Consider the following 22,623-nt stretch of genomic DNA (forward strand, 5'->3'; position numbering starts at 1 on the left):
GGGGCCTCCGGCAGGCACACCGCGGCCAGGCATGACCGCGGTCGACGGAAAGAAAGGGAAGCTCAGGTGCCTGGTGGTGGAGGTGGCGCCCGCCCCTGGTGGCGGCCTGTCGGAGGGGGCGCGGCCGGCGGGGTCGCCGCGGCCGGGGAGGTCGTGCGGACGAGCCACGGCGGGCCGACGGTCGCGCGGTGCGCGGCGACGGCGACCGTGGCCGGCGGCGCCGGCCTCTCGCCGGGGACATCGCGAGGGCTTCGCAGCAGGACGGCGCAGTGCCCGTCGTCCGCCGGTGCCCCGCTGTCGGCCCGCGCGACCTCGAAGGCCGACACGGCCCGGCCCTCGACGGCCGACGCCACGCGGTCGGGCACGCGGGGCGCGCCTCCGTACACAGGCAGCAGGAGCAGGGCGGTGAGGACGGCGACCAGGACGGCGAGCACCGCTGCGGGGCCGACGCCGGGGCCGCCCCCGCGGGGGACGGTGGGCAGGCCGCGTGCCATGTGCCCCCTCCCCGTTCCGGTGTCTGAAGTAAGTGCCTCGTCAGTGCCAACGCGCTTGCCCGGTCCGGGAGTTCCGGACCGGCGCGGATCAGGCGGACGGAGTCAGGGTTCGATGAGGCCGGCGCGGATGGCGTAGCGCGTGAGTTCCAGGCGGTCGCGCAGGCCGAGCTTGTGCAGCAGGTTCGCCCGGTGCCGGTGGACGGTCTTGATGCTGATGAAGAGCATCTCGGCGATCTCCTTGGAGGAGTGCCCCTCGGCGACGAGCTTGAGAACCTCCTCCTCCCGGGGTGTGACGACCTGGTCGGGCGGTTCCTCACCGTGGCGGACCCGGTCGAGGTAGTTGCGGACCAGCGCGGTGACCGCCCCCGGATAGAGGAAGGGCTCGTCGCGCACGGCGGCCCGGCAGGCGGCGACCAGGTCGCGGTCGGCGACCGACTTCAGGACGTATCCGCTGGCGCCCGCCTTCAACGCCTGGAAGAAGTACTGCTCGTTGTCGTGCATGGTCAGCATCAGCACCCGCAGGTCCGGCTTCAGCGCGATCAGTTCCCGGGCGGCCTGCAGACCCGTCATCCGGGGCATGGCGATGTCCAGCACCGCCAGATCGACCTCGTGGGTACGGGCCTCGGTGATGGCCTCCGCGCCGTCCCCGGCCTCGGCGACGACCCGGAGGTCCGGTTCGCCGTCGAGGATGAGCCGCACACCGCGTCGCACCAGCGCGTGGTCGTCGGCGAGGAGGATGCGGATCACGGCCGGCTCGGTGGGGGTCATGGCTGCTTCCTGGGGACGGGTACGGTCAGCCGGACGTGTGTACCGGCCCTCGGCTGGGAGGTGACGTCCAGCGTGGCCCCGATGAGCAGGGCCCGCTCGCGCATCCCGCGGATCCCCGCGCCCTCCCGGGCCACCCCTGTCCCCCGGCCGTCGTCCACGACGGCCAGCACGACCGCGCCGCCGGCCGGGGCCAGGCTCACCTCGACGCGCCCGGCCTCGGCGTGGCGGGCCGCGTTGGTCAGGGCCTCCTGCGCGACCCGGTACAGCACCAGTTCGGTCTCCTGGTCGAGTGCGGGCAGACCGGTGTCGAAGCGGCGGACGACGCGCAGCCCGGTTTGGGTGGCGAACTCGGTGGTCAGCGAGGTCAGGGCGCTGACCAGACCGAGATCGTCCAGGACTCCCGGTCGCAGCCGGCGCACCAGGCGGCGGACCTCGTCCAGGCTCTCGCGGGTGATCTCCTGTGCCTGGTGCAGCTCACCGCGCAGCGGCTCCTCCGCGTCGTCCGCCGCGCGCTTGAGCCCCAGCAGGACCGCGGTCATGCTCTGGCCCACCTCGTCGTGCAGTTCCTGGGCGATGCGGCGCCGCTCGTCCTCCTGGGCGAGCAGCGCGCGGGCGCTGCTCGACGCCCGCTCGTGTTCGAGCCTGTCCAGCATTGCGTTGAAGGTGCTGATCAGCTCGGCGGTCTCGCCCCGGCCGTGCTCCGGCAGCCGTTGCCCGGGCCGCAGCAGGTCGACCGTCGTCATGAGTCTCGTCAGCCGCTCCAGCGGGGCGAGGCCGATCCGCAGCAGGGCGGCGTTGGCGATCAGCATGACGACCAGGCCGGCCACGAGGATGATCGCCTCGGTCAGCACCACCGGGACGGACACGGTCACGGGAGCCCACAGCAGCAGCGCCGTCGCGGTCCCCAGCACCACGGCGTTGAGGGCGAAGATCCGCCAGAACAGGGACACGGCGACGAAGCCCTCCTTCCTGCCCGTGACACGGCCTGTGTCTCGTCCACGGCCGCCGCGCGACCCGGTCCAGATGCCGCGTCCCGCCGCCGCGCGGGCCGGGCTCATGTCAGCCTGCCCGCACCCGGGGGGCCGCGTCGATGGGCTCCGATGCCCATTTCCGCTCCCGGTCGGCCCACCTCACCGTAGACCCCCCGCGACGGCGAATGGGTATCGCGCCCGATGGGTTTCGCGCGGTGCATCGGCCACGGTGGGGTCATGCCCCCATCCACCGTGCGGAAGACAGGAACCGCGATGTCACTCGATACGCCCCAGCCCGACATGCGGACCGCGCCCCAGCCCGACATGCGGACCGCGCCCCAGCCCGACATGCGGACCGCGCCCCGGCCCGACATGCGGACCGCGTCCCGGCCCGGAGGGCTGCCCGCGCACGAGGCCCGCCAGCGCCTCGCGCACGAACGCGACACCCGCCTGACACAGCTGCGGGCCCTCGCCGAAGCCGGACACACGGCGGAGGAACAGCTGATGTCGGCGCAGCGGGACACCATCCAGCGGGTCCTCAAGGAGATCGACGCGGCCCTCACCCGTGTCCAGGACGGCACCTACGGCACGTGCCGGGGCTGTTCCAAGCCCATCCCGGTCGAGCGGCTGGAGATCCTGCCCTACACGGGGTGGTGCGTCCCCTGCCAGCGCGACGCGGCCTGACGACCGTCGGCCGGCCTTCTCGTCTCCCTGACCGCCCGAGGGGTGAAGTGGTGAACCAGCAGACCATCGGCGCACACGCACGCGGCACGGCCCTGTCGGCCGAGGACCTCACCGCGCTGCGCGACAGCCTGAACGAGCAGCGCGCGTTTCGCCGCGAACAGATCCAGCAGCTCACGGCCCCCGCCGTGCCCCGTACCGAGGCACTGCTCGACCGGCGGGCCGCCTCGCAGACCGAGGTCCGCGTCCAGCTCGCCGCGTCCGCCCGGATGGTCCTCGCCGACGTGGAGGCGGCCCTGGAGCGCATGGACCAGGGCCGCTACGGCACCTGCCATCTGTGCCGCGGCCCCATCGACCGTGACCGTCTGACGATCGTGCCGCAGGCCCGCTACTGCGGTCGCTGCCAGCACCTCAGGGAGGCCGGCCGGTGACCGCGGCCCGCCGCCCCCGCTCCGCCGGCCTCCGGCACCGGCCATGGCCCTGGTGCCGGCAGTGCCGCGGCATCGCCCTGGACCTGGGCAGCGCCCGTACGCGTGCCTGGAGTTCGGGCGGCGGACCACTCTTCGACGTGCCCACGACGGCCTTCGGCGACGGTATCGTCCATCCCGTCAGAGGCGGCGCCATCGTCGACACCGCCGCGACCGCCCGGATGCTCGACCGTCTGCTCGGCCATCGGCTGCCCGGCACGGCCCACCCCCTGCTCATCCTGACCACACCCGCGCTGGGGGGTGTCGCCTTCCGCGCCGAGGCCCGAGCCGCGGCCGAGATCCTGCGGCCGCACACCGTCCTCACCGTTCCCGCCGCCCGCGCCGTGGCCGTCGCCGCCGACGCAGACCTGACCCGGCCCGTGCTCGTCGCCGACATCGGGGCCCATGTCACCGACGTCGTCCTTCTCGACGACGGCGCCGTGACCGACGCCCGCCGCACCGTCCTGGGCACCGGCGACGCGGGCCGGCGCACCCCGGCGGCGCGGATCACCGACGCGATCGCCGCCATGACGGAGGCCATGCTGGATCAGGACCACACGTTCCGGACCCACGACGCGCTGCGACGGGGCGTCCTGCTGGCCGGCGGCGGAGCCCTGCGCCCGCACGTCGGCCCCGGACTCGCCGAACGGCTGCGTGCTCCCGTGCGGACCGTCGTCGGCCCGCACACCGCGGCCGTCCGCGGGGCCGCCGCTCTCCTCCGGGCCGCCCACGACCACCCCAGCACCCGGGTCGAGGTGCCTGGGTAGGGTTGCTCGTCATGACGGCTCCTCACCCCTACCTGCGCTACGTGGCGATCGGCGACAGCATGACGGAGGGCCTCGGCGACCCCGATCCGGTCGGCGGGCACCGTGGCTGGGCCGACCGGCTGGCCGAGGCCCTGGCGGAGCGGCAGCCGGGCCTGTCCTACGCCAACCTCGCCGTGCGCGGCAGGACGGCGGCCCAGATCCGGGCCGAACAGCTGGGGCCGGCAATGGAGTTGAAGCCCGACCTCGTGACCGTGATGGCCGGTATGAACGACCTGGTGCGGTCCGGCTTCGACGCCGCGTCGGTCGTCGCCGACATCGAGGAGATGTTCGTCCGTCTCACGGCGTCGGGCGCCCAGGTGGCCACCGTGAACTTCCCGGACCTGGGGAAGGTCTCGCCGCTCGCCCGCCGGGTGCTGCCGCGCATCCTCGACCTCAACACCCGCCTGCGCGCCACCGCGGAGCGTCACGGCGTCCTCGTCCTGGACGTCTTCGCCCACCCGGTCACCACCGATCCGCGCCTGTGGGCCGACGACCGGCTGCACGCGAGCCCGTTGGGCCACGCGCGGATCGCCTCCGGCATGGCCCACACCCTCGGTCTGCCCGGCCACGACGGCTGGGCCGAGCCGCTGCCTCCCCGGCCGCCGGTCCCCGCGCTGCGGGCCGTCGGTGTCGAGGTGCGCTGGGCCGTGGACTTCCTCGGGCCGTGGCTGTGGCGGCGGCTGCGGGGGCGTTCGTCGGGCGACGGGCGCTCGGCGAAGCGGCCGCAGGCGGGGCCGGTGACGCTCCCGGACACGGCCTGAGATCCACCGCCCCGCCGCGCGCGGACGCCGGCGTCCTCACCGGCGCCCGCGCGCGTCCAGCACGGCACCGCACCGCACACGCCGTCCGCTCGTACGTATTCAGCCCGGTGCGGTCGCCGCGGAATCCGCGTGCCGGAAACCCGGCAGGATCAGGCACAGTACGGCCGCGACGGCGGTCGTGGCGGCGAAGGCGCCCACCGCCCAGGCCCCGGAGGCGTGTTGCACGATCAGGCCGGCGCTCAGCGGCCCCAGGGCCGCCAGGGCGGTCGCCGCCGTCACCACGGTGCTGATGACCCGGCCGCGCATGTGCTCCGGCGCGCTGCGCAGCACCACGGCGACCAGCGCGCCGTTCGCGGCCGGGGCGAGCAGCAGTGCCAGTGCGACCGGCGCCGCCACCAGCGGTGACGGGAGGAGCAGGGCCGCGGTGCCGAACAGCAGGGCCCCGGCCAGGGTGATGGCGGTGGCCAGCGTCGCCAGCCGCGCGCGTCCTTGCAGCCAGGGAGCGATCACGGCGCCGAGGAGCCCGCCGGCCGCGACGGCCGCCTGCACCAGACCGATCACCGTGGTGGAGACACCGCCCTGTCGCAGCGTGAGGGTGAGAGCGAAGATCACGCCGCTGAAGGCGAAGTTCACCAAGGGTGTCTGGATCAGTGCCGCCCGCAGAACGGACACCTGCCAGACGAGTCGCAGACCGTCCAGCACCTCACGCCACAGCGTCGTGCGCCCGGCCGCGTTCTCCGGCCGGAACCGCCCGCGGATCCGGCTGACCATGCCGCACGAGACCGCGAAGGAGAGGGCGTCGGCCAGGAACGGGACGGCCCGGCCCACCCCGAACAGCAGGCCGCCGAGCGCCGGGCCCGCGAGGCCGGCCCCGTAGGTCCGGCCTTCGGTGGCGGCCCAGGCCTGTTCGAGCTGTCGGTCCGGCACGACGGCCGGCAGCGCGGCGGCGGCCGACGGGTTGAAGAGGGCACCGGCGGCCCCCTCGATCAGGCTCACGGCGAGGATCACCGGCCAGGACGCGAGATCCAGCACGATCAGGATGCCGAGCAGGGCGAGCAGGACGGCGCGTGCGGCGTCGCAGACGATCATCGTCAGCCGCCTGTCGAACCGGTCCGCCAGCGCTCCCGCGGGGAGTTGCAGGCACAGCAGGGCGACGGCCCGTACCGTGCCCACCAGCCCGGCGAGCACCGCCGAGTGGGTCAGGGCCAGGATGAGCAGCGGATAGCCGATCGCGCTGATCTGCGAGCCGGTGTCGGACAGCAGCTGACCGATCCACAGCAGCCGAAAGCCCCGGTTGCGCCGGAGCGGATGCCGGCCGTCGTGGCCGCCCGCACGGGCCGATCGCCGGTGCGATGAAAATTTTCGCCAACTCGGAAGATTACCCACCAGTCAATCTTGAACCCTCAAACATCGCGGATATCATCACTCGCACACACGGTGTGATCATTCGCTCGCCGACTTGCCGGTGCACGATGCGCTCCCCCGTTCCCGCCCCGGGCCCGAAGACCTCCCCCTCCGGGCCCGAGGCAGCATCATCCCCCGAGTCCTCCACGCCGGCGGCCCAGGCGCCCGTCCGTCGTGCCCTTACGAAGGCAGCGCATCGATGAGCAACAACAGGGGCAGAGGGCTGCAGGCCAATGTCCTCGGCACGTTCGACACGGTGGTCATGGCGGTGGCGGGCAGTGCGCCCGCCTATTCGATCGCCGCGACCACCGCCGTGCTCGTCGGCGCGGTGGGCCTCGCGAGCCCGGCGGCGCTGCTGTACTGCGCGATACCCATGCTGGGCATCGCCCTGGCCTTCAGCTACCTCAGCCGCATCGACGTCAACGCGGGCGCCAGCTACTCCTGGGTGGGCCGCACGCTCCACCCCTTCCTGGGGTTCCTCAGCGGCTGGGCCCTGGTGATCTCCGCGACCATCTTCATGGTGGCCGGCTCGCTGCCCGCCGGCGCGATGACGCTGTCCCTGTTCGACGAGGACCTGGCCGACAACACCGCGCTGGCCACGACGGTCGGCGCCTTCTGGTTCCTGGTCATGCTGGCGGTCGTCCTCGGCGGCGCCCGCCTCACCGTCCGCGCCCAGCTCATCATGTCGGGCGTGGAGCTGGTCATCCTGGCCCTGTTCGCCGTGCTGGCGCTGCTGCACGGCGACAGCGCCCGCTCCTTCGAATGGTCCTGGCTGGGCTTCAGCCACTTCGACGGGGTGAGCGGCTTCGCCTCGGGTGCGCTGATCGCCGCCTTCTACTACTGGGGCTGGGACGTCACCAGCAACCTCAGCGAGGAGACCCGCGACAGCCGGCGCACCACCGGTCTCGCCGGTCTGATCGGCGTCGGCATCGTCTTCCTTCTCTTCGAGGTCTTCACCATCGCGGTCAACGTCATCCTGACCGACACCCAGATCCAGCAGAACGACGCCAACGTCCTCGCGGTGCTCGGCGAGGAGGTGTGGCCCGGGCTGGGCGGCAAGCTGCTCATCGTGGCCGTGATGCTGTCGACCATCGCGACCCTGGAGACCACCCTCATCCAGGTCACCCGCTCGCTGTTCGCGATGGGCCGCGACCGCACGATGCCCGAGGCGCTCGGCCGCGTCCACCGCACCTGGAACACCCCCTACGTGGCCATCGTCGTGGTGGGCGGCGTGGCGCTGGTGATGTTCGTGGCCTCCAACGCCCTCGGGTCGGTCGGTGACATCCTCGCGGACGCCATCTCCGCGATCGGCCTGCAGATCGCCGTGTACTACGGGCTGGCCGGGCTCGCGGTGGTCGTCGCCTACCGCAGGATGCTGCTGAAGTCCGTGTCGAACTTCGTCTTCGGCGGGCTGTGGCCGCTGCTCGGCGCCCTGTTCATGTTCTGGGTGCTCGTCGAGTCGCTCGGCGAGCTGAGCGGCGCGTCCGTGGCGATCGGGCTCGGCGGCCTGGCGGTCGGTGTGATCCCGATGCTCTGGTACTGGCGCAAGGGCAGTGAGTACTACCGGCCCGCCCCGCTCGACGCCGCCGAGGCCGTCGAGACGGATGCCGCATCGGGTGACGCCGCGGCAGCCGCGGCGGCGGCCGAACGCTCCCATGCCCATCAGGGTCTCCCGACCGACTTCTGAGAGGGACCCGATGGCGCGAGAACGCTTCACCCCCGACTTCGACTCCGACTGCGGTGACGCGCCGTTGACCTCGGCCCGGCAGGACATCGTCATCGGCCGCTGGCAGGGCCCCCGCGAGCTGTTGCGCATGACCGGCCCGGCGTGGGTGGCCCGGGGCCACCGGGTCCGGATGCTCGCGCAGGCGTGCGCGGGCAGTTCGACCGTGGAGTCCTGGCTCGCCGCCGAGCCCCGCAGCGCCGACGCCCTGGTGCTGCGGGCCGCCACCGAGACGGCGCGGGCCTTCAACCTGGCCATCACCGCCGGCCGGGGCGTCCCCATCGACCCGCGGCGCATCGACAGCGCGGCGGTGGCCTGCTTCGAGGCGGCCGAGGCCTACCCCGACGATCCGACCCCCTGGATCTCCCTGATCTCGGTGGCCCGGCTCTACGGCGGAGGGGTGCGCCGCCAGGAACTGGCGCGCTGGTGGGACGAGTTGTACGACCGCGACCCGTTCAGCGTGGAGGGCCACCTCCAGGTGCTGCACTACTACTCCTCGCGCTGGCACGGCTCGCACGGCCTGATGTACGACTTCGCCCGGGACGCGGCCGGTGTGGCCCCGCCGGGCTCGCCGCTGCCGGTGCTGGTGCAGTACGCCCGGGTCGAGGAGTATCGGGCGCTGCGGGAGGAGAACGGGTCGCGGTCGACCGGTGTCGGCATCGGGCAGCACTGGAGCCACGACGGCGCCGCCAGCGACGTACGGCGCACCTGGCAGCGCTGGATCACCGGGCGGCCGGACGGCCCCCCTCCCCCGGGCGAAGTCCGCGACCTCAACTACCTGACCCACGCGGCCTGTTCGGCCGGTCTGACGGACATCGCCGGTTCGCTGTTCAACATCGTCGGGCAGCGCGCCACGCGTACGCCGTGGTCGTACACCGGCGACCCCTCGCGCCAGATCACCAAGTGGCGCAAGGAGTTCCTGCCGCGCGGCTGAGGCGTGGCCGCATGCCCCGTTCGGCGGGTGGGCCCGTCACGGCCCCGGCCCCGGGTCCGGACGCACCGCCTCGGTGATGCCGGCCCGGGCCGCTTCGAGCTGAGCGGCGAAGGCGATGCCCAGGAACAGCGCCACACCGGTCAGGTTGGCCCACAGCAGCAGGGCGACGAACGCCGTCAGCGGTCCGTACACGGCGCCGAACGATCCGCTCTCGGCGACGTAGAGGGCGAGCAGCCAGGTGGCCGTGATCCACAGGACCAGGTGGACCGCCGAGCCGAACGCGAGCCAGGTGTAGCCCGGTTGGTCCCGGCGCGGGGCCCAGCGGAAGATGACCGCCGAGGCGACCCAGGCCAGGATCACGCCCAGCGGCACTTCGAGGGGACGCAACCAGTCGAGCCGGTTCTCGGGCCAGCCGAGCGCCTGCACCACCGCGTTCCCGACGGCGTCGCCCGCGACCAGCACGAGGAAGCCGAGCACCATCGGCATGCCCGCCGCGAGGGCGAGGAGCAGGGACCGCCCGTACTTCCTCAGGAAGGGCCGGTCGCGTTCGATGCCGTAGATGCGGTTGGCGCCGCGCTCGACCTGCCCCATCGCGGAGGCGAGGTTGAGGACGGCGAAGCCCAGTCCCACCCACATGGCGACGGCGTTCCAGACGCCGGAACCGGCGCTGCGCGCGGTGCCGTCCAGCGCGTCCTCGACCAGGCTCGCGCTCGCGCCCGGCACGATCTGGCCCAGGGTGAGTTCGATGATCCGTCCCACGCTCTCCGTGTGCACGGTGGTGGCCACGCCGACCAGCGCGATGGTGAACGGCACCAGTCCGAGGACCACTTGGAACGCGAGCGAACGGGAGTTGGTGAAGCCGTCCGCGTAGCGGAACCGGGCGAACGCGTCCAGGAGCAGCCGACGGCCTCCGTAGTGCCGCAGCGCGGTGAGCGCCTCGTCGCCGGACAGTTCCTCCCCGATCATGTCCCGCGTCTGCGGGACGTGCACCACGGTCCCCATCGAGAACGTCTCCTCCCGTTGTTCCCGCAGCCGGGCGAGAACGTGATCTTGCGGCCGGGAGAACCGTACCGCCGACCCCCGAGGCGGTCGGCGTCAGGTGGATTCGGGGTGGCTGCCGGGCCCGTCGGTGCGGTGGGAGAGGGGGGTCGGCGACAGGGCCGTGTCCTCCTCGCCGGGTTCCAGAAGGGTGTTGGCGGCGCCGACGACGAGCGGGTCGGGGGTGCCGACCGCCTCGGGGTCCTTGTTGCCGTAGTCGATGCGCGACAGCAGACTGCGCATGGTCTCCAGCCGGGCACGGCGTTTGTCGTTGCTCTTGACGACGGTCCAGGGGGCCTGCTCGGTGTCGGTGGCCCGGAACATGTCGACCTTGGCCTCCGTGTAGTCGTCCCACCGGTCCAGTGAGGCCACGTCCGTGGGCGACAGCTTCCACTGGCGCACCGGGTCGACCTGCCGGATGGCGAAACGGGTGCGCTGTTCGGCGCGGGAGACGGAGAACCAGAACTTGAACAGCAGGAAGCCGTCGTCGACGAGCATCCGCTCGAAGGCCGGGCACTGTTCGAGGAACAGTTCGTACTGGTCCTTCGAGCAGTAGCCCATCACGCGCTCCACACCGGCCCGGTTGTACCAGGACCGGTCGAAGAAGACGATCTCCCCGGCCGTCGGCAGGTGCGCGATGTACCGCTGGAAGTACCACTGCCCCGTCTCCCGTTCGGTGGGCTTGTCCAGGGCCACCACCCTGGCGCCACGCGGGTTGAGCCGCTCGGTGAGACGTTGGATCGTGCCGCCCTTGCCGGCCGCGTCGCGTCCTTCGCACACCACGATCACCCGGGCGCCGGCGTCCTTGACCCACCGCTGGAGCTTGAGCAGCTCGATCTGCAGAACGCGCTTGCGCCGCTCGTACTCCTGGCGGCCGACCTTGCGGCCGTAGGGGTGGTTCTCGCGCCACGTCTTCAGCGGCCGGCCGGCCCCGTCCAGCAGGACCGGCCGCTCCTCCCGGCTGGTGTCCACCGTCAGCCCGTCCAGCAGCCTGTCGGCCTGTTCAGCGTTCATCGCACCACTCCCGCGTGAGCCCGAGTACTCCGTGACACCGGTCGGTATGGCACCGCCGAGATCAGAACGGCATGCGGCCGCGGGTACGACGACCCGCCGAGCCACTGCGGCCGACGGCGCGGGAACTCGTCCGGAACGGCTTGCTGAACAGCCTGCCCAGGACGCCGGGCGCCTTGCCGCCGACCCGTGACCCGGCACCGAGCGAACGCTGTGTGCCGCGCTCGGGGTGCTGCGAGAGACGAGGGACGAAGAAGGCCAGAACGGCCAGGACCACACATATTCCAACAACCGCCGCAATGATCACGAATGCTCTCCTTTGACTGGTCGGGAGCATTCGGGTTCCCCGTCAGCCTCTCCCTATGTGACCGGGGGCGGGGAACTTCCGGGGCCGGTCAGGTCACGCGGGCACCGGGCCCGACGGCTCGCCGGAAGGCGCTTGGACGAGGTCCGGCAGCAGTCCCCGCAGCGCCTCACGCTGGGCCGGCCCCATGAACTGACCGAGCGCGCCGGTGACGGTCTCGCCCAGTGGGCCGGAGGCCTCCTTCAGCAGACGCCGCGCCTTGTCGGTGAGAGCGACCTGGATGCCGCGCTTGTCACCGCACACCGATTCGCGGGTGACGAGGTCGGCATGGCCGAGGCAGGCGATCTGATAGGTGAGCCGGGTCTTGGGCCGGCCCAGCAGTTCCGCGATCCGGGTCATCCGCAGCCCCTCCTCGGGCTGCGCGGCCAGCAGGCAGAGGATCAGGAACTCGTCGTGCGAGACCCCGAGCCGCTCCTTCACGACCACGCGCAGCCGCTGCTCCACGGCACCCGTCGCCGCCAGCAGAAGCATCCAGGCGTGCAGCTCGGCGGGCAGCAGCCCGTCGCCCCGCGCGGACGGACATTCGGGCAGGCGGGAGGGGTCATTGTCGAGGGCGGCCATGGACCCAGTGTAACTGTTGTCCATTTTTGAAGAACATGGAGAACAAGGGTTGTCCAAATTCGGATAACGGGCTAGCTTCAGTCATACAAATTTGGACGACCTCACCGAGTGGAGAAAGACCATGACCGTCGCCGTGGAGACCGGACTGTGGCAGCTCGACACCACCGCCTCGACCGTCTCCGTGCAGCACAGAACCATGTGGGGTCTCGTCACCGTGAAGGGCGCCTTCGGCACGGTCCGCGGGCAGGGCGAGGTCCGGCCCGACGGCTCCGCGGTCGGTGTCGTGGCCTTCGATTCCGCCTCCCTGGACACCAGGAACACCAAGCGCGACGAGCACCTGCGGTCCGCCGACTTCTTCGACGTCGAACGCCACCCCGAGATCACCTTCGCGGTCCGCAGCGCCGAGCTCCGGGACGGTGACACGGTGCACGTCGTCGGTCAGCTCACCGTGCGCGGCATCAGCAGGTCACGCTCCCTGACCGCGCGCCTGACGGAGGCGACCGCCGAAGGGCTCACGCTGGAGACCGAATTCGCCGTGGACCGCGAGCAGTTCGGCATCACCTGGAACCAACTGGGCATGATGCGCGGCCAGGCGACGATCACGGCGACACTCCGCTTCGCCCGAGCCGGCGCCTGACGGCGCGCCCGCCCTCAGCAGCGGCGCCCGACGTCGGCGGAGCCGGCGCCCGGCGTCGGCGGAGCGCCGGAGGCTGCGGTCGCGTGTCATGATCAGCCCATGTCCGAGTACTCCTGGCCGTCCGAGAACGGTTGGCGCCCGCCGACCGGTGGCGCGGCGGCCTGGAAGGCGACGGTCCGTTCCCTGCCTGTCGGGACGCCGGTCACGGGCGAGGTCATCGGCAGACAGCCCTTCGGTGCCTTCCTCTCCGTCGACGGCCACCCCGAAGCCGTGGGCCTGGCCCGCATCGACAGAATGCCCCGGTGTCTGGAACTGCCGCCCGTCGGTCAGCTCGTCACCGGCGAGGTGGTCTGGCATGCCGAGCACCAGCACCAAGTGGGCATCGAACTCCGTGAATGGGCCGAGCACGAGGACCTTCTTCCCGGGTTCGCCGGGCGCGTCGGCCAGGTCGTCGCGGGAACGGACACGAAGATCGCGCCGATCGGCTGCTTCGTGCGCATCGCCGACTGTGTGGAGGGACTCGTACCGGTCACCGGGCCGGTCGCGGACATGGCCGATGCCGTCCGCGAGGGCCAGGACGTGTCGGTGCGGATCGTCGCCGTCGACGTCGACGCGGGGCGAGTACACCTGTCGGTCGAAGACGTCTGCCCAGCGGGTTCGTAGGTCGCGTACGGCTCGGTCGGCGCGCCACGAGAGCCCGCCGGGGCTCCCACGGGTACGAGCGTGGCCCCTCGTTCGGACGACCCGGCCCGCACTCGCGTCCGGCGCGTCAGCCGCTCGCCGCGGCCGTCACCGTGGCGGGGTCGACCCCGGTCAGTTCGACGATGCGGTGCGGTGGCACACCGGCGGCCAGGGCGCGTGCGATCAGACCGTCCCGGCCGTCCGCGCTGTCGCGGTAGGCGAGCAGTTCCTCCTCGACCCGGGCGAGCGGTTCGGGTGTCATCAGGTGGCGTACCCGGCTCAGTTCCTCGTCGCTCAACGGGACGGGCAGCCGTTCCGCCCCCTCGGGAATGGCGGCCGTCTCCTCCGGTGGCAGCAGGCGCAGGTGAGGGGAGTTCGGCGCGCTCTCCTGAGCGTCCAGCCAGGCGCGTACCGCCGGAGTCTCCATGCACGCGAGACCGTCGACGGCGGCGGGGGCCACGCCGAGCGGCGCGGACACGTCGTCGAGCAGGAACAGATAGGCGTCGTCGGTCATGCTCGGCTCTCTCTCCACGGGTTCGGCTCCCTCCACGGAGCCGGATCTGCATCCCTCTACCCCGGCTCGGGGCGGTGTCACAGGAAACGTCGGATGGGTTGCACCGCCATTTCCCGGGTTCTCTGCAGTACGGAGCGTCTCTTCCAGCGGCCGGCCCGGATCGGTTCGCTCACCTTGATGTCCGCCTCGAAGTGGGCGTCGAGAGTGGTGGTGAACTCCTCGTCGAGGACGGCGAGCATGATCTCCTCGTCGTGGTCGAGGGAACGGCGGTTGAAGTTGGTCGAGCCGATCAGCGCGGCGACGCCGTCGACGGTGATGACCTTGGCGTGCATCATCGTCGGCTGGTACTGGTAGATCTTCACTCCGCAGGCGATGAGGTCCTCGTAGTGGTGCTGGCCCGCCAACTGGCAGACGCGCTTGTCGGTGTGGGGGCCCGGCAGCAGGATCTCCACCAGCACCCCGCGCCGGGCGGCGGCGCACAGCAGCTCGACGAAGTACCCGTCCGGCGAGAAATAGGCGGTGGCCAGGCGGAAGCGCTTCTCGGCGGATTCCAGCATGACGCGGATCAGGGTCTGCATGTCCTGCCAGCCGATGCTGGCCGAGCCGCGCACCACCTGCACGATCGCGTTCCCCTGCGGGCGGTGCTCGATGAACCGGTCGCGTTCGTCGAAGAGTTCGTCGTGGCACTCGGCCCAGTTCTGCGCGAACGCCGCGGCCACGCCGTCCACCGCGGGTCCGCGGACCTCGACATGCGTGTCACGCCACTCGTTCTCGTCGCGCGCGTCGCCGCACCATTCCTGGGCGATGCCCACCCCGCCGGTGAACGCGATCTCCTCGTCCACGACGAGGACCTTGCGGTGACAGCGGTGGTTCTGTTTGAGCGGGGAGAGATACAACGGCTTGCGGAACCAGGCCACCTGCACGCCCGCCCGCTCCATCGTCTCCAGTTGCTCGGCCTCGATGAGCCGGCTGCCGAACCCGTCGAGCAGCAACCGCACCCGCACACCGGCGCGGGCACGCTCCGCGAGGGCCTGCGCGAACTCGCGGGCGATGTCTCCCCGCCAGTACACGAACGTCATCATGTCGACGGTGTGGTCGGCCCGGCGGATCGCGGTCAGCATCGCGGTGAAGATCTCGTCGCCGTTGCGCAACGGGATGAGCGCGTTGCCCTCGGTCGCGGCGACCCCTATCAGGCGTTCCAGGCGTCGGCGTATCCGCGTGATCCGGTGCTCGACGGACGGTGCGTCCGGCTGTCCGGGGACACGGGGAGTCAGCTCGGACGGTTCATGCGTACTGCTCATGACATCCCTTAACCCGAAAGATGTGGCGGAAACGTGGGCGATGGGCCCACGCGTGGGGCCCGGCCGTCACGACGGCCGGGCCCCACGCGTGGGTGTGGTGTGGCTCAGGTCACCATCGGTACCAGCGGCCGCGGCCACCACCCGCGTTGGTGGAGCGCATGACGAAGCCCAGCAGCCACAGCACCAGCACGGCGAGGGCGACCCACCACAGAATCTTCAGCGCGAAACCCGCGCCGAAAAGGATCACCGCGAGAAGCAGAACCAGAAGCAGGGGAACCATAGTTATCAACCTCCTGCGGCTCCGTCTGCCCTGCCTATGCGCCTCCATTCCTCACAATCTCCTTGTTTGTGAAGGCCTGCCCAGGGCACTAGCAGCACTACCGCGACAGCGGCTCCGAACGTCACGAGGAGGCATGTTCCATGAGTGCCGGCGAAAAGGCCAAGGCGAAGACCGAGCAGGCCGAGGGCAAGGCCAAGGAGGCTCTGGGGCGCGCGCTCGGCAACGACCGCATGGCCGCCGAGGGCCAGGCGCAGCAGAGCAAGGGTGACGCGCGCGAGGCCAAGGAGAAGACCAAGGACGCGTTCAAGCACTGACGCCTCGCACACGGTTCGAGGGCCGCCCCGGAAGACTTCCGGGGCGGCCCTCGAACCGTGTGCGAGGCACCGTGTGCGGTGGGGGACGCGTGTGCGGTGCGGAACACCGCCGCGGTCAGGGCTGAGTGGCGGAGTGGCCGTCGGGGTGGAGCGGAAAGATCTGGTCGAGGCCGACGATGCGCAGCACCCGCAGCGTGTGCGGCGGGACGGCGGCGAGCGCGATGTCCGCCCGGGCGGCGAGGGCGTGGCTGCGGGCCGCGAGCAACGCGGTGATACCGCTGGAGTCGCAGAACTCCATGCCGGCCAGGTCCAGGACGAGGCGTCGGCCCGGTCGCAGGGTGAGCGTGCTCAGCAGCGCGCGCAGTTCGGATGCGCTGGTGTAGTCGAGGTCGCCGCTGATCTGCACGACGGGACCGGTGGCCGCGTTTCGCGTAGTGATCTTCAGCGGGCTCATCGTGGCTTCGTCGGGTGTGGGTCGAGGGCGGGAACGCCGAGGGCGAGGAGGGCGGTGTCGTCATCGAGGCCGTCACCGAAACCGTGAAGCAGGTCCGTCAGGGCCCCGACGACGGCTCGCGGGGGCAGACCGGCGTGGTCGGCCGCGAACGCCAGGAGCGCCTCGTCGCCGAACAGGGTGGTGCGGTCCGCACCGGTGCGGGCCTCGGTGATGCCGTCGGTGTAGAGCAACAGGGTGTCGCCGGGGGCGAGAACCGTGGTGGCGCCGGCGAAGGGCGCGGAGGGCACGACACCGACGAGGAGCCCGCCCGGGGTGGGCAGGAAGTCCGCCGTCCCGTCCGCGCGCAGGACGAGGGCCGGGGGGTGACCGCCCGAGGCGAGCCGGACGGCGACCTCGCCCGCCGCGGGATCGGGTTCGAGTGTCCCGAAGACGGCCGTGCAGTAGCGCGGGTCGCCACCCTCGGCGTACCGCTCGTGGAGCACCCGGTTGAGGGTCGACAGGGCGGAGAGGGGATCGGGGTCGTGCAGGGCGGCCGCGCGCAGGGTGTAGCGGGTGAGCGAGGTGATCGCGGCGGCCTGGGGTCCCTTGCCGCAGACGTCGCCGAGGAAGAATCCGAAGCGTTCGCCGTCGACGGGGAACACGTCGTAGAAGTCGCCGCCGAGCCGGTCGGGCGAGGCGGTGTGGTAGTAGGCGGCCGTCTCCATCCCGGGCACGGCCGGCAGGGTGGCGGGCAGCAGCGACTGCTGCAGCACGGCGAGAGCGTCCTGGAGACGGGCGCGGTCGGCCTCCGCCTGTTTGCGTGCTTCCTCGGCGGCCTTCCTGCCGCGCAGGAGTTCCTCCTCGTAGGCCCGTCGGTCCCGGGCGTCGAAGACGGTGGTGCGGATCAGCACCGGCTGGCCGCTGCCGCCGCGCTTGACCGCGGAGGAGACCAGGACGGGCATGCGTCCGCCGTCGCCCTGCCGGATCTCCAGGGCTATGCCACCGATCTCGCCCTGCAGGCGCAGCAACGGCGCGAAGTGCGTCTCGTGGTACAGCTTGCCGCCCATGGTCAGCAGGTCGGTGAACCGCATCCGGCCCACCACCGCCTCCCGCTCCAGCCCGAGCCATCCCAGCAGTGTGGCGTTGATCTTCGCGATGGTGCCGTCCATCAGCGTCGACAGGTAACCGCACGGCGCGCTCTCGTACAGTTCCTCGGCGCTGTCCTCCAGCAGCGCGGCGAACGCCCCGTTCGTCGATTCCTCGTCGCCCCTGCCGCGCGGGTCGGGCTGCTGCCCGATCGGGCACATCAACGCAGGCCCGCCAGAAAGCCGGTGATCGCCTCGTTGGTGGCCTCCGGTGCGCAGAGGTGGGGGCAGTGTCCGGTCGCGTCCAGGGTGACCAGCGTCGAGCCGGGGATCACCTGGTGGACGAAGGCCCCGACCTCGCGTGGGGCGATGACGTCCTGCGTGCATTCCAGCACCAGCGTCGGCACCCGGACGGATGTCAGGTCGTCCCTCGAATCCGACAGGAACGTGGTCCGCGCGAAGACGCGCGCCATGTCCGGGTCGGTGGCGCAGAAGCTGTTCGTCAGCTCCTCACCCAGCTCGGGCCGCTCCGCGTTGCCCATGATCACCGGCGCCATCGCCGCCGACCAGCCCAGGTAGTTCGACTCCAGTGACGCCAGCAGTTCGTCGATGTCCTCCGCGCTGAATCCGCCCCGGTAGCCGTCGTCGTCGATGTACCGCGGCGACGGAGCGACCATCACGAGCGCCCCGATGCTTTCCGGAGCCATGCCGGCGGCCAGTACACCGATCATCGCGCTGACGGAATGGCCCACGAACACCGCGTCGCGCACGTCGAACGCCTCGCACACCTCCACCACGTCCCGGGCGTATCCGTCGAGCGAGGCGTAGCGGCTCTGCGAGAAGGCGGACGGATCCGCACGGCCCGAGCCCACGTAGTCGAACAGCACCACCCGGTACGTGTCCACCAGCGCCGGCACCGTCAGCCGCCACATGTTCTGATCACAGCCGAAGCCGTGCGCCAGCACCACCGTGCGCCCTTGTGGGTTGCCGATGACGCTGACGTTGTTCCTGCGGCCGATATCCATCGGGCCAGTCTTACAGGTCCCGAGGAGTGCCCCGTGAGTGCCCGATGGAGACAAGTGCCTCATGAACAGGTCTGCAGCGGGTAGACGAAACAGCGCGATACCGGCAACCAGTGATGAACGACAAGGAACGACCCACGGGAAGAGTTCTATGGTCACCCCGCTTGAAGAACGGACAACGGACGAAGAGGGATCCTCCGTGCCCCTGCGCTACAGCGCCGCCTGGGACACGGCGGACGCCTCGATCGCCGACGCCCGCACGGCCGTGCGCACGCTGCTGGCGCGCGCCGGCCACGACCCCCGCCACCGGCCGAGCCAGGACGCGCAGCTCGTCGTCAGCGAGCTGGTCACCAACGCCCTGCGCCACGCACCCGGCCCGGGCGGGCTGGCGCTGGAGGTGGCGCCCGACGCCGAGCTGCTGCGCATCACCGTGTGCGACAGCTCCCCTCGCCCGCCGGAACTGCGCGCACACGACGCCCGCCGCGTCGGCGGCCACGGGCTGTTCCTGGTCGCCCGGCTGTGCGACCACCTGCAGACCGTCGCCCTGAAGACCGGCAAACAGGTCGTCGCGCACCTTCGTCTGCGCACGCCTTCCGCTTGACCGGCGCCCGATGCCGGGGTCCCGTGACCCCGGTGGCGTCGGCCGCGCGGCCGAGACCGGAGGGCGGGGGCAGTCGCGGTGCTGCCGTGACGGCACTGATGCGGAGCTGACGCCTCGCCCGCACGCACCGCCCGTGCACCGACCGTACGCGCCGCCCGTGCCCCGACCGTACGCGCGCCGCTCGTGACGATCCGTGCGGACCTGTGGATGCCTGGTCCCTACGGCGTCCTGTGCACCCATGCGCCTGTTCTGCACCTGGGCCGCAGACGCCACCATCGCGTCCCCCTGCTCCACCGCCCCCTGGCCCGCCCGGCCGCCTCCAGGAACCTCGGCACCAAGGGGCGGCCGAAACGCGTTGTGGGGCCCGTAGGCCCCGGCCGATCGGCGACTCAGCGGCGCGGTTCCCGTGGGGTCGGGGCCGGCCGGTCGGGGTTGCCGTGCCAGTCCAGTATCAGCACGGTGGCATCGTCCTTGAGGTTGCCGTGGCAGGCGTCGAGCACCGCGCTCGTCAGGCTTCGGACGGCCTCGCGCGGATGCAGCGCGCGGGTGTCGTGCACGACCGACACCAGATCGGCGGCCGCGGCGCCACGGTCCTGCATTCCGTCGGTGAGCAGGATGAGGCGGTCGCCGGGGCGCAGTTGCAGTTCCTGGACGTGGTACGGGGTGGGTGCCGCCACGCCGAAGGGCAGGTTGACGGCGAGCCGGACCTCCTCGACGGTGCCGTCACGCAGTCGCAGTGGCCAGGGGTGGCCGGCGTTGACCAGTTCACACAGGCCTGATTCCAGTTCGACGCAGAGGAGTTGTCCGGTGGCCAGGCCCCGACTGTGGCGCAGCAGGGCCTGGTGCGCGTGGTTGGCCTGCTTGAGAGCGTCACAGCCGCTGCGGCGTGCGCGTCTGAGCGCGCCGACCAACAGCGTGGCCAGCAGGGCGGAGTTCGTGTCGTGGCCCATGGCGTCGGTGATGGACAGGTGCAGGGTGTCACGGTCGAGGGTGTAGTCGTAGGTGTCCCCGCCGATGTCGTCGGCCGGGATCAGCCCGGCCGCGAGGGTGAACTGCCGCGCCTCGCAGCAGGAGGCCGAGGGAAGCAGCTGGTGCTGGATCTCGGCGGCCAGGCTGGTCTCGGTGGTGCGCCTGCCCAGGTGGTAGAGGTCGGTGAAGCGGCCGTCCGTGACGATGATGTAGGCGAGCGCGTGCGCCGCGTCGCGCACCTGCTGGAGTACGTCGTCGTCGGCGGACTGCAAGGTCACCTCCAGGACGCCGATGCAGTCACCGCGGTTGCTGACCGGCGTGATGACACGCCGTCCGCCCTGACCGTCCGCTTCCACGTGCTGCCGCTGACTGCGCAGGACACTGTCGTAGACGCTGCCCTGCAGGGCGATGGGCGCGGTGGCGTCCACCGTCTCCTCGCCTGCCGCGGCAAGCCGTACCAGTCGTTGACCGATGAGGTCGACGAACAGGAAGGACACCCGCTCCGCACCGAACCGCTTCTGCAGATCGTGTGCCACCACATCGACAGACTCACCGGGCGGGGCCGCCTCCGCGGCGGCCAACAACTCACCCAGCTCTAGATCTCCACCCTTCACGACAACCTCCCGTCGGCTGTCGCAACTTCTTCCCCGAGTCTCCGCAGAATCACATGATGCGTCCATTTTGGCCGGTCAGGGCAGTGGGCCGGGCATGACCGGGCGGAGGGCCGGGGCATGCCGGAACGTCAGTCGTGGGCCAGGGTTCCTTCGAGGAGGGGGAGGAGGCGGTCCCAGTGGTGCCGCAGCGCGACGGGGTCGAAGGCGTCGGTGTCGGCCATGGTGAAGCCGTGGCCCGTGCCGGGGTAGATCTCGGAGGTGTGGTCGACACCTGCGGCGTCCAGCGCCCGGTCCAGTTCACCGAGTGCCTCGGGCGTCATGTCGGTTGCCGCGTGGCCGAGATGGACCCGCGCGGTGAGTGGGGAGAGGAGTCGGTGCAGGCCGTCGGGTCCGTCGGCGACCACGGGGCAGTGGAATCCGGCGACAGCGGCCACCCGGCCGGGATGGGCCGAGGCGGTGTGCAGCGCCAGGAGGCCACCTATGCAGTAGCCGGTCACCGCGACGGGGCCTGCGCCGACCTCGGGTCGAGTGGTGAGAAACCTGAGGTAGGAATCGGCGTCACTGAGGACACGTTCGGTGGTGTGTGCCTCGATCAGGGGCATCAGCTGGGCCATGAGCGCAGGTCGGGCGTCTGCTCCGATGTGTTCGGGAAGCTCGATCACCGGTGCCGGGCCGTGTCGGTAGAAGAGGTTGGGCACGAGTACGTAGTACCCGTGCCCGGCCAGCTCGCGGGCCATCTCCCGCAGTACGGGCCGGATGCCGAAGCCGTCCGCGTACATCAACACCCCCGGGTACCGCCCGCCGTGGCCGCCGTGGTCGGGGAAGACGGCGAACGCGTCGGCGTGGCCGTCCGCGGTGGGGATCAGCAACGGTCTGACGGGCAAGGGTTTCCTTCCTGGAGTTCACTCGACGATCGTTGGCGTCACCAACGTTCTCGGACGGGGTGAACGTATATCGTTAGTCGGACTAACGCAACGGATAGCATGGGAGCCGTGACCAGAGACCGAACGGGAGACAGTCCCTGCCCCGGCGTGCCCCACAGCGCGACCCACACCCCCGACAGGCTGAGGCGACGGGCGAGCCGCCTGCTGTCACAGATGTCCGTACGGTCGGACCGGCTGGTGAACGAGGGGCTGGCCCACGTCGACGCCCGCAAGTGGCACTACGCCGTACTCGCCTCACTGCAGGACATCGGCCCGGCCAGCCAGGCGGCACTGAGCGAGCGCACCGGCGTCTACCGCAGCGACATGGTCGGCGTACTCAACGAACTCGCCGGGCGAGACCTCGTCGAACGGGCACCCGATCCGGGCGACCGGCGCCGCAACATCATCACCATCTCGCCCCGGGGCCGCCGGTACCTGCTCCGCCTCGACGAGGTTCTCGACGATGTGCACGACGAACTGCTCGCGCCACTGACCCCGACCGAACGCGACCAACTCGTGGCACTGCTTCTCCGCTTGCTGGACCACCACGACAGTCGAGTCTCCTGAGCCAATGTCGTGCGGTCGGCACCGCACGCAGTGGGGTTGGTCACTAAACCACTTAGTAGATCAGGAGAAAACACCCACTCCCCCGGCAGGGCCGGCTCCGACTGGGTACGGTCGGAACGCGAGATGTCGACCCGCCGTCGAAGTCGAGGAGTCCCGTATGTGGGTGAGCAGGTGCGTGCGCGCGGGAGGTGCCCTCGGGCAGCTGCTGCTCGTCGTCGTGCTCGCTCTGGGGGTCTTCGCGATGCATGGCATGGGACATCCCCGTGAGTCGTCGCACTCCACCATGAGTGCCGCCCCTCGTACGGCCGCGATGGACATGTCGACCGTGTCGGCTTCGCGCCACGATCCGACGGGGGTTGCCGTCGGCGGCGTCACGGGCGGCCATGGCACGGAAGCGCGGAATCCGTCGTCCTCGCACGGGCCCTCCATGGCCATGGACGTGCTGTCGCTCTGTGTGGCGGTCCTGCTCGGCGTCCGGGTGCTCACCGCGCCAGTCCGGTCGGCCCTCGCGCGCCGCCGGGAACGGGCGGCCCGCGTCCTCGCCCTGGTCGCCGCCGCCGCGCGGCAGGAGCACCCGCCACGTCCACCCGATCTCACCCGTCTGTCAGTTCTGCGGCTGTAGGCCGAACCGCTCTCGCGGACCCGCGGCACGCGCGGACCCCGCGGCTTCGCCTGCTCTCGAACAGCCAGAGAACCCAC

At 71.3% G+C, this 22,623-nt stretch carries 28 protein-coding genes; 12 read left to right on the top strand and 16 right to left on the bottom strand.

The genetic code is table 11. The features are described from left to right. Positions 1-62 precede the first annotated feature (62 nt). The 3 genes from ACWCRJ_RS21315 to ACWCRJ_RS21325 form a co-directional block, all read right to left on the bottom strand. A complete protein-coding gene (locus tag ACWCRJ_RS21315; protein ID WP_450940735.1) occupies positions 63-494 on the bottom strand; it encodes a hypothetical protein in 432 nt (143 codons plus the stop codon). 102 nt (positions 495-596) lie between these two features. Further along, positions 597-1,262, bottom strand: a complete 666-nt coding sequence (locus tag ACWCRJ_RS21320; protein ID WP_450940736.1) for a response regulator — start codon at positions 1,260-1,262, stop codon at positions 597-599. Continuing rightward, entirely contained in the window at positions 1,259-2,212 is a 954-nt protein-coding gene (locus ACWCRJ_RS21325) for a HAMP domain-containing sensor histidine kinase (protein WP_450940737.1), read from the bottom strand. The genes ACWCRJ_RS21320 and ACWCRJ_RS21325 overlap by 4 nt, the downstream gene beginning before the upstream one ends. Before the next feature lie 369 nt (positions 2,213-2,581). Here ACWCRJ_RS21325 and ACWCRJ_RS21330 point away from each other — a divergent pair, with 369 nt between their 5' ends. Genes ACWCRJ_RS21330 through ACWCRJ_RS21345 form a run of 4 tightly spaced genes read left to right on the top strand, consistent with a single transcriptional unit; the run spans position 2,582 to position 4,948 of the window. Continuing rightward, positions 2,582-2,917 carry a TraR/DksA family transcriptional regulator gene (locus tag ACWCRJ_RS21330; protein ID WP_450940775.1) on the top strand — a complete coding sequence of 112 codons (336 nt, stop codon included), beginning with the start codon at positions 2,582-2,584 and terminating at the stop codon, positions 2,915-2,917. A 47-nt stretch (positions 2,918-2,964) separates the two neighbouring features. Further along, the gene (locus ACWCRJ_RS21335) at positions 2,965-3,345 is read left to right on the top strand and encodes a TraR/DksA family transcriptional regulator (protein ID WP_450940738.1); all 381 of its coding nucleotides are present in this window, start codon (positions 2,965-2,967) and stop codon (positions 3,343-3,345) included. Continuing rightward, positions 3,342-4,148, top strand: coding sequence for a hypothetical protein (locus ACWCRJ_RS21340; RefSeq protein WP_450940739.1), 807 nt, complete (start codon positions 3,342-3,344; stop codon positions 4,146-4,148). Before ACWCRJ_RS21335 ends, ACWCRJ_RS21340 begins: the two co-directional genes overlap by 4 nt. Before the next feature lie 11 nt (positions 4,149-4,159). Continuing rightward, a complete protein-coding gene (locus ACWCRJ_RS21345) occupies positions 4,160-4,948 on the top strand; it encodes an SGNH/GDSL hydrolase family protein (RefSeq protein WP_450940740.1) in 789 nt (262 codons plus the stop codon). Positions 4,949-5,047: 99 nt separating this feature from the next. Here the strand turns inward: ACWCRJ_RS21345 and ACWCRJ_RS21350 are convergent, their stop codons facing one another. Beyond that, entirely contained in the window at positions 5,048-6,334 is a 1,287-nt protein-coding gene (locus ACWCRJ_RS21350; RefSeq protein ID WP_450940741.1) for an MFS transporter, read from the bottom strand. Between the two features lie 217 nt (positions 6,335-6,551). Here ACWCRJ_RS21350 and ACWCRJ_RS21355 point away from each other — a divergent pair, with 217 nt between their 5' ends. Together ACWCRJ_RS21355 and ACWCRJ_RS21360 are read left to right on the top strand one after the other, a co-directional pair. After that, positions 6,552-8,039 carry an APC family permease gene (locus tag ACWCRJ_RS21355; protein WP_450940742.1) on the top strand — a complete coding sequence of 496 codons (1,488 nt, stop codon included), beginning with the start codon at positions 6,552-6,554 and terminating at the stop codon, positions 8,037-8,039. Positions 8,040-8,049: 10 nt separating this feature from the next. Then, positions 8,050-9,009: a hypothetical protein gene (locus tag ACWCRJ_RS21360; protein WP_450940743.1), complete on the top strand. Its 960-nt coding sequence runs from the start codon at positions 8,050-8,052 to the stop codon at positions 9,007-9,009. 36 nt (positions 9,010-9,045) lie between these two features. Here the strand turns inward: ACWCRJ_RS21360 and ACWCRJ_RS21365 are convergent, their stop codons facing one another. From ACWCRJ_RS21365 to ACWCRJ_RS21380, 4 genes are all read right to left on the bottom strand, one after another. Continuing rightward, on the bottom strand, positions 9,046-10,011 hold the full coding sequence (locus ACWCRJ_RS21365) for a YihY/virulence factor BrkB family protein (protein WP_450940744.1): 966 nt from the start codon (positions 10,009-10,011) through the stop codon (positions 9,046-9,048). A gap of 93 nt (positions 10,012-10,104) precedes the next feature. Then, entirely contained in the window at positions 10,105-11,061 is a 957-nt protein-coding gene (gene ppk2 / locus ACWCRJ_RS21370) for a polyphosphate kinase 2 (protein WP_450940745.1), read from the bottom strand. Positions 11,062-11,122: 61 nt separating this feature from the next. After that, positions 11,123-11,365 (bottom strand): DUF6411 family protein, encoded by a 243-nt coding sequence (locus ACWCRJ_RS21375; protein ID WP_450940746.1) that lies wholly within the window; start codon positions 11,363-11,365, stop codon positions 11,123-11,125. A 93-nt stretch (positions 11,366-11,458) separates the two neighbouring features. Then, entirely contained in the window at positions 11,459-11,983 is a 525-nt protein-coding gene (locus ACWCRJ_RS21380) for a MarR family winged helix-turn-helix transcriptional regulator (protein ID WP_450940747.1), read from the bottom strand. Positions 11,984-12,104: 121 nt separating this feature from the next. Here ACWCRJ_RS21380 and ACWCRJ_RS21385 point away from each other — a divergent pair, with 121 nt between their 5' ends. Next, positions 12,105-12,620: a YceI family protein gene (locus ACWCRJ_RS21385; protein WP_450940748.1), complete on the top strand. Its 516-nt coding sequence runs from the start codon at positions 12,105-12,107 to the stop codon at positions 12,618-12,620. Between the two features lie 99 nt (positions 12,621-12,719). Beyond that, a complete protein-coding gene (locus ACWCRJ_RS21390; RefSeq protein ID WP_450940749.1) occupies positions 12,720-13,283 on the top strand; it encodes a S1 RNA-binding domain-containing protein in 564 nt (187 codons plus the stop codon). 106 nt (positions 13,284-13,389) lie between these two features. Here ACWCRJ_RS21390 and ACWCRJ_RS21395 read toward each other — a convergent pair whose 3' ends face one another. From ACWCRJ_RS21395 to ACWCRJ_RS21405, 3 genes are all read right to left on the bottom strand, one after another. After that, positions 13,390-13,815, bottom strand: a complete 426-nt coding sequence (locus ACWCRJ_RS21395) for a DUF6003 family protein (RefSeq protein ID WP_450940750.1) — start codon at positions 13,813-13,815, stop codon at positions 13,390-13,392. Positions 13,816-13,892: 77 nt separating this feature from the next. After that, on the bottom strand, positions 13,893-15,116 hold the full coding sequence (locus ACWCRJ_RS21400; protein ID WP_450940751.1) for a phospholipase D-like domain-containing protein: 1,224 nt from the start codon (positions 15,114-15,116) through the stop codon (positions 13,893-13,895). Between the two features lie 109 nt (positions 15,117-15,225). Next, on the bottom strand, positions 15,226-15,396 hold the full coding sequence (locus ACWCRJ_RS21405) for a hypothetical protein (protein ID WP_012998553.1): 171 nt from the start codon (positions 15,394-15,396) through the stop codon (positions 15,226-15,228). Positions 15,397-15,536: 140 nt separating this feature from the next. On the opposite strand from ACWCRJ_RS21405, the gene ACWCRJ_RS21410 reads away from it, so the two are divergent. After that, complete coding sequence (locus ACWCRJ_RS21410) at positions 15,537-15,710, top strand: CsbD family protein (RefSeq protein ID WP_078580046.1); 174 nt, start codon at positions 15,537-15,539, stop codon at positions 15,708-15,710. Between the two features lie 115 nt (positions 15,711-15,825). Here ACWCRJ_RS21410 and ACWCRJ_RS21415 read toward each other — a convergent pair whose 3' ends face one another. The 3 genes from ACWCRJ_RS21415 to ACWCRJ_RS21425 are packed head-to-tail and all read right to left on the bottom strand — an operon-like array spanning position 15,826 to position 18,253. After that, complete coding sequence (locus ACWCRJ_RS21415) at positions 15,826-16,164, bottom strand: STAS domain-containing protein (RefSeq protein ID WP_450940752.1); 339 nt, start codon at positions 16,162-16,164, stop codon at positions 15,826-15,828. Continuing rightward, positions 16,161-17,450 carry a PP2C family protein-serine/threonine phosphatase gene (locus ACWCRJ_RS21420; protein ID WP_450940753.1) on the bottom strand — a complete coding sequence of 430 codons (1,290 nt, stop codon included), beginning with the start codon at positions 17,448-17,450 and terminating at the stop codon, positions 16,161-16,163. The genes ACWCRJ_RS21415 and ACWCRJ_RS21420 overlap by 4 nt, the downstream gene beginning before the upstream one ends. After that, a complete protein-coding gene (locus tag ACWCRJ_RS21425; RefSeq protein ID WP_450940754.1) occupies positions 17,450-18,253 on the bottom strand; it encodes an alpha/beta fold hydrolase in 804 nt (267 codons plus the stop codon). The genes ACWCRJ_RS21420 and ACWCRJ_RS21425 overlap by 1 nt, the downstream gene beginning before the upstream one ends. Before the next feature lie 148 nt (positions 18,254-18,401). Between ACWCRJ_RS21425 and ACWCRJ_RS21430 the strand changes: the two genes are divergently transcribed. Continuing rightward, positions 18,402-18,851, top strand: coding sequence for an ATP-binding protein (locus tag ACWCRJ_RS21430; RefSeq protein ID WP_450940755.1), 450 nt, complete (start codon positions 18,402-18,404; stop codon positions 18,849-18,851). 389 nt (positions 18,852-19,240) lie between these two features. On the opposite strand, the gene ACWCRJ_RS21435 is transcribed toward ACWCRJ_RS21430, so the two are convergent. Both ACWCRJ_RS21435 and ACWCRJ_RS21440 read right to left on the bottom strand, forming a co-directional pair. Beyond that, the gene (locus tag ACWCRJ_RS21435; RefSeq protein WP_450940756.1) at positions 19,241-20,434 is read right to left on the bottom strand and encodes a PP2C family protein-serine/threonine phosphatase; all 1,194 of its coding nucleotides are present in this window, start codon (positions 20,432-20,434) and stop codon (positions 19,241-19,243) included. 128 nt (positions 20,435-20,562) lie between these two features. Next, positions 20,563-21,318, bottom strand: a complete 756-nt coding sequence (locus ACWCRJ_RS21440; RefSeq protein WP_450940757.1) for a dienelactone hydrolase family protein — start codon at positions 21,316-21,318, stop codon at positions 20,563-20,565. 99 nt (positions 21,319-21,417) lie between these two features. Here ACWCRJ_RS21440 and ACWCRJ_RS21445 point away from each other — a divergent pair, with 99 nt between their 5' ends. Both ACWCRJ_RS21445 and ACWCRJ_RS21450 read left to right on the top strand, forming a co-directional pair. After that, the gene (locus tag ACWCRJ_RS21445; RefSeq protein WP_450940758.1) at positions 21,418-21,924 is read left to right on the top strand and encodes a MarR family winged helix-turn-helix transcriptional regulator; all 507 of its coding nucleotides are present in this window, start codon (positions 21,418-21,420) and stop codon (positions 21,922-21,924) included. Between the two features lie 157 nt (positions 21,925-22,081). After that, positions 22,082-22,546, top strand: a complete 465-nt coding sequence (locus tag ACWCRJ_RS21450; RefSeq protein ID WP_450940759.1) for a DUF6153 family protein — start codon at positions 22,082-22,084, stop codon at positions 22,544-22,546. The last annotated feature ends 77 nt before the right edge of the window (positions 22,547-22,623 follow it).

Source organism: Streptomyces sp. NPDC002324, assembly GCF_053593335.1.

Excerpts from the sequence above, each read along its gene's own strand:
- ACWCRJ_RS21415 (WP_450940752.1), bottom strand. The coding sequence starts at position 16,164 with ATGAGCCCGCTGAAGATCACTACGCGAAACGCGGCCACCGGTCCCGTC.
- ACWCRJ_RS21390 (WP_450940749.1), top strand. The coding sequence starts at position 12,720 with ATGTCCGAGTACTCCTGGCCGTCCGAGAACGGTTGGCGCCCGCCGACC.
- ACWCRJ_RS21385 (WP_450940748.1), top strand. The coding sequence starts at position 12,105 with ATGACCGTCGCCGTGGAGACCGGACTGTGGCAGCTCGACACCACCGCC.
- ACWCRJ_RS21400 (WP_450940751.1), bottom strand. The coding sequence starts at position 15,116 with ATGAGCAGTACGCATGAACCGTCCGAGCTGACTCCCCGTGTCCCCGGA.
- ACWCRJ_RS21315 (WP_450940735.1), bottom strand. The coding sequence starts at position 494 with ATGGCACGCGGCCTGCCCACCGTCCCCCGCGGGGGCGGCCCCGGCGTC.
- ACWCRJ_RS21430 (WP_450940755.1), top strand. The coding sequence starts at position 18,402 with ATGGTCACCCCGCTTGAAGAACGGACAACGGACGAAGAGGGATCCTCC.
- ACWCRJ_RS21425 (WP_450940754.1), bottom strand. The coding sequence starts at position 18,253 with ATGGATATCGGCCGCAGGAACAACGTCAGCGTCATCGGCAACCCACAA.
- ACWCRJ_RS21355 (WP_450940742.1), top strand. The coding sequence starts at position 6,552 with ATGAGCAACAACAGGGGCAGAGGGCTGCAGGCCAATGTCCTCGGCACG.
- ACWCRJ_RS21345 (WP_450940740.1), top strand. The coding sequence starts at position 4,160 with ATGACGGCTCCTCACCCCTACCTGCGCTACGTGGCGATCGGCGACAGC.
- ACWCRJ_RS21450 (WP_450940759.1), top strand. The coding sequence starts at position 22,082 with ATGTGGGTGAGCAGGTGCGTGCGCGCGGGAGGTGCCCTCGGGCAGCTG.
- ACWCRJ_RS21365 (WP_450940744.1), bottom strand. The coding sequence starts at position 10,011 with ATGGGGACCGTGGTGCACGTCCCGCAGACGCGGGACATGATCGGGGAG.
- ACWCRJ_RS21360 (WP_450940743.1), top strand. The coding sequence starts at position 8,050 with ATGGCGCGAGAACGCTTCACCCCCGACTTCGACTCCGACTGCGGTGAC.
- ACWCRJ_RS21330 (WP_450940775.1), top strand. The coding sequence starts at position 2,582 with ATGCGGACCGCGCCCCGGCCCGACATGCGGACCGCGTCCCGGCCCGGA.
- ACWCRJ_RS21395 (WP_450940750.1), bottom strand. The coding sequence starts at position 13,815 with ATGACCGACGACGCCTATCTGTTCCTGCTCGACGACGTGTCCGCGCCG.
- ACWCRJ_RS21420 (WP_450940753.1), bottom strand. The coding sequence starts at position 17,450 with ATGTGCCCGATCGGGCAGCAGCCCGACCCGCGCGGCAGGGGCGACGAG.
- ppk2 (WP_450940745.1), bottom strand. The coding sequence starts at position 11,061 with ATGAACGCTGAACAGGCCGACAGGCTGCTGGACGGGCTGACGGTGGAC.
- ACWCRJ_RS21445 (WP_450940758.1), top strand. The coding sequence starts at position 21,418 with ATGGGAGCCGTGACCAGAGACCGAACGGGAGACAGTCCCTGCCCCGGC.
- ACWCRJ_RS21320 (WP_450940736.1), bottom strand. The coding sequence starts at position 1,262 with ATGACCCCCACCGAGCCGGCCGTGATCCGCATCCTCCTCGCCGACGAC.
- ACWCRJ_RS21380 (WP_450940747.1), bottom strand. The coding sequence starts at position 11,983 with ATGGCCGCCCTCGACAATGACCCCTCCCGCCTGCCCGAATGTCCGTCC.
- ACWCRJ_RS21410 (WP_078580046.1), top strand. The coding sequence starts at position 15,537 with ATGAGTGCCGGCGAAAAGGCCAAGGCGAAGACCGAGCAGGCCGAGGGC.
- ACWCRJ_RS21405 (WP_012998553.1), bottom strand. The coding sequence starts at position 15,396 with ATGGTTCCCCTGCTTCTGGTTCTGCTTCTCGCGGTGATCCTTTTCGGC.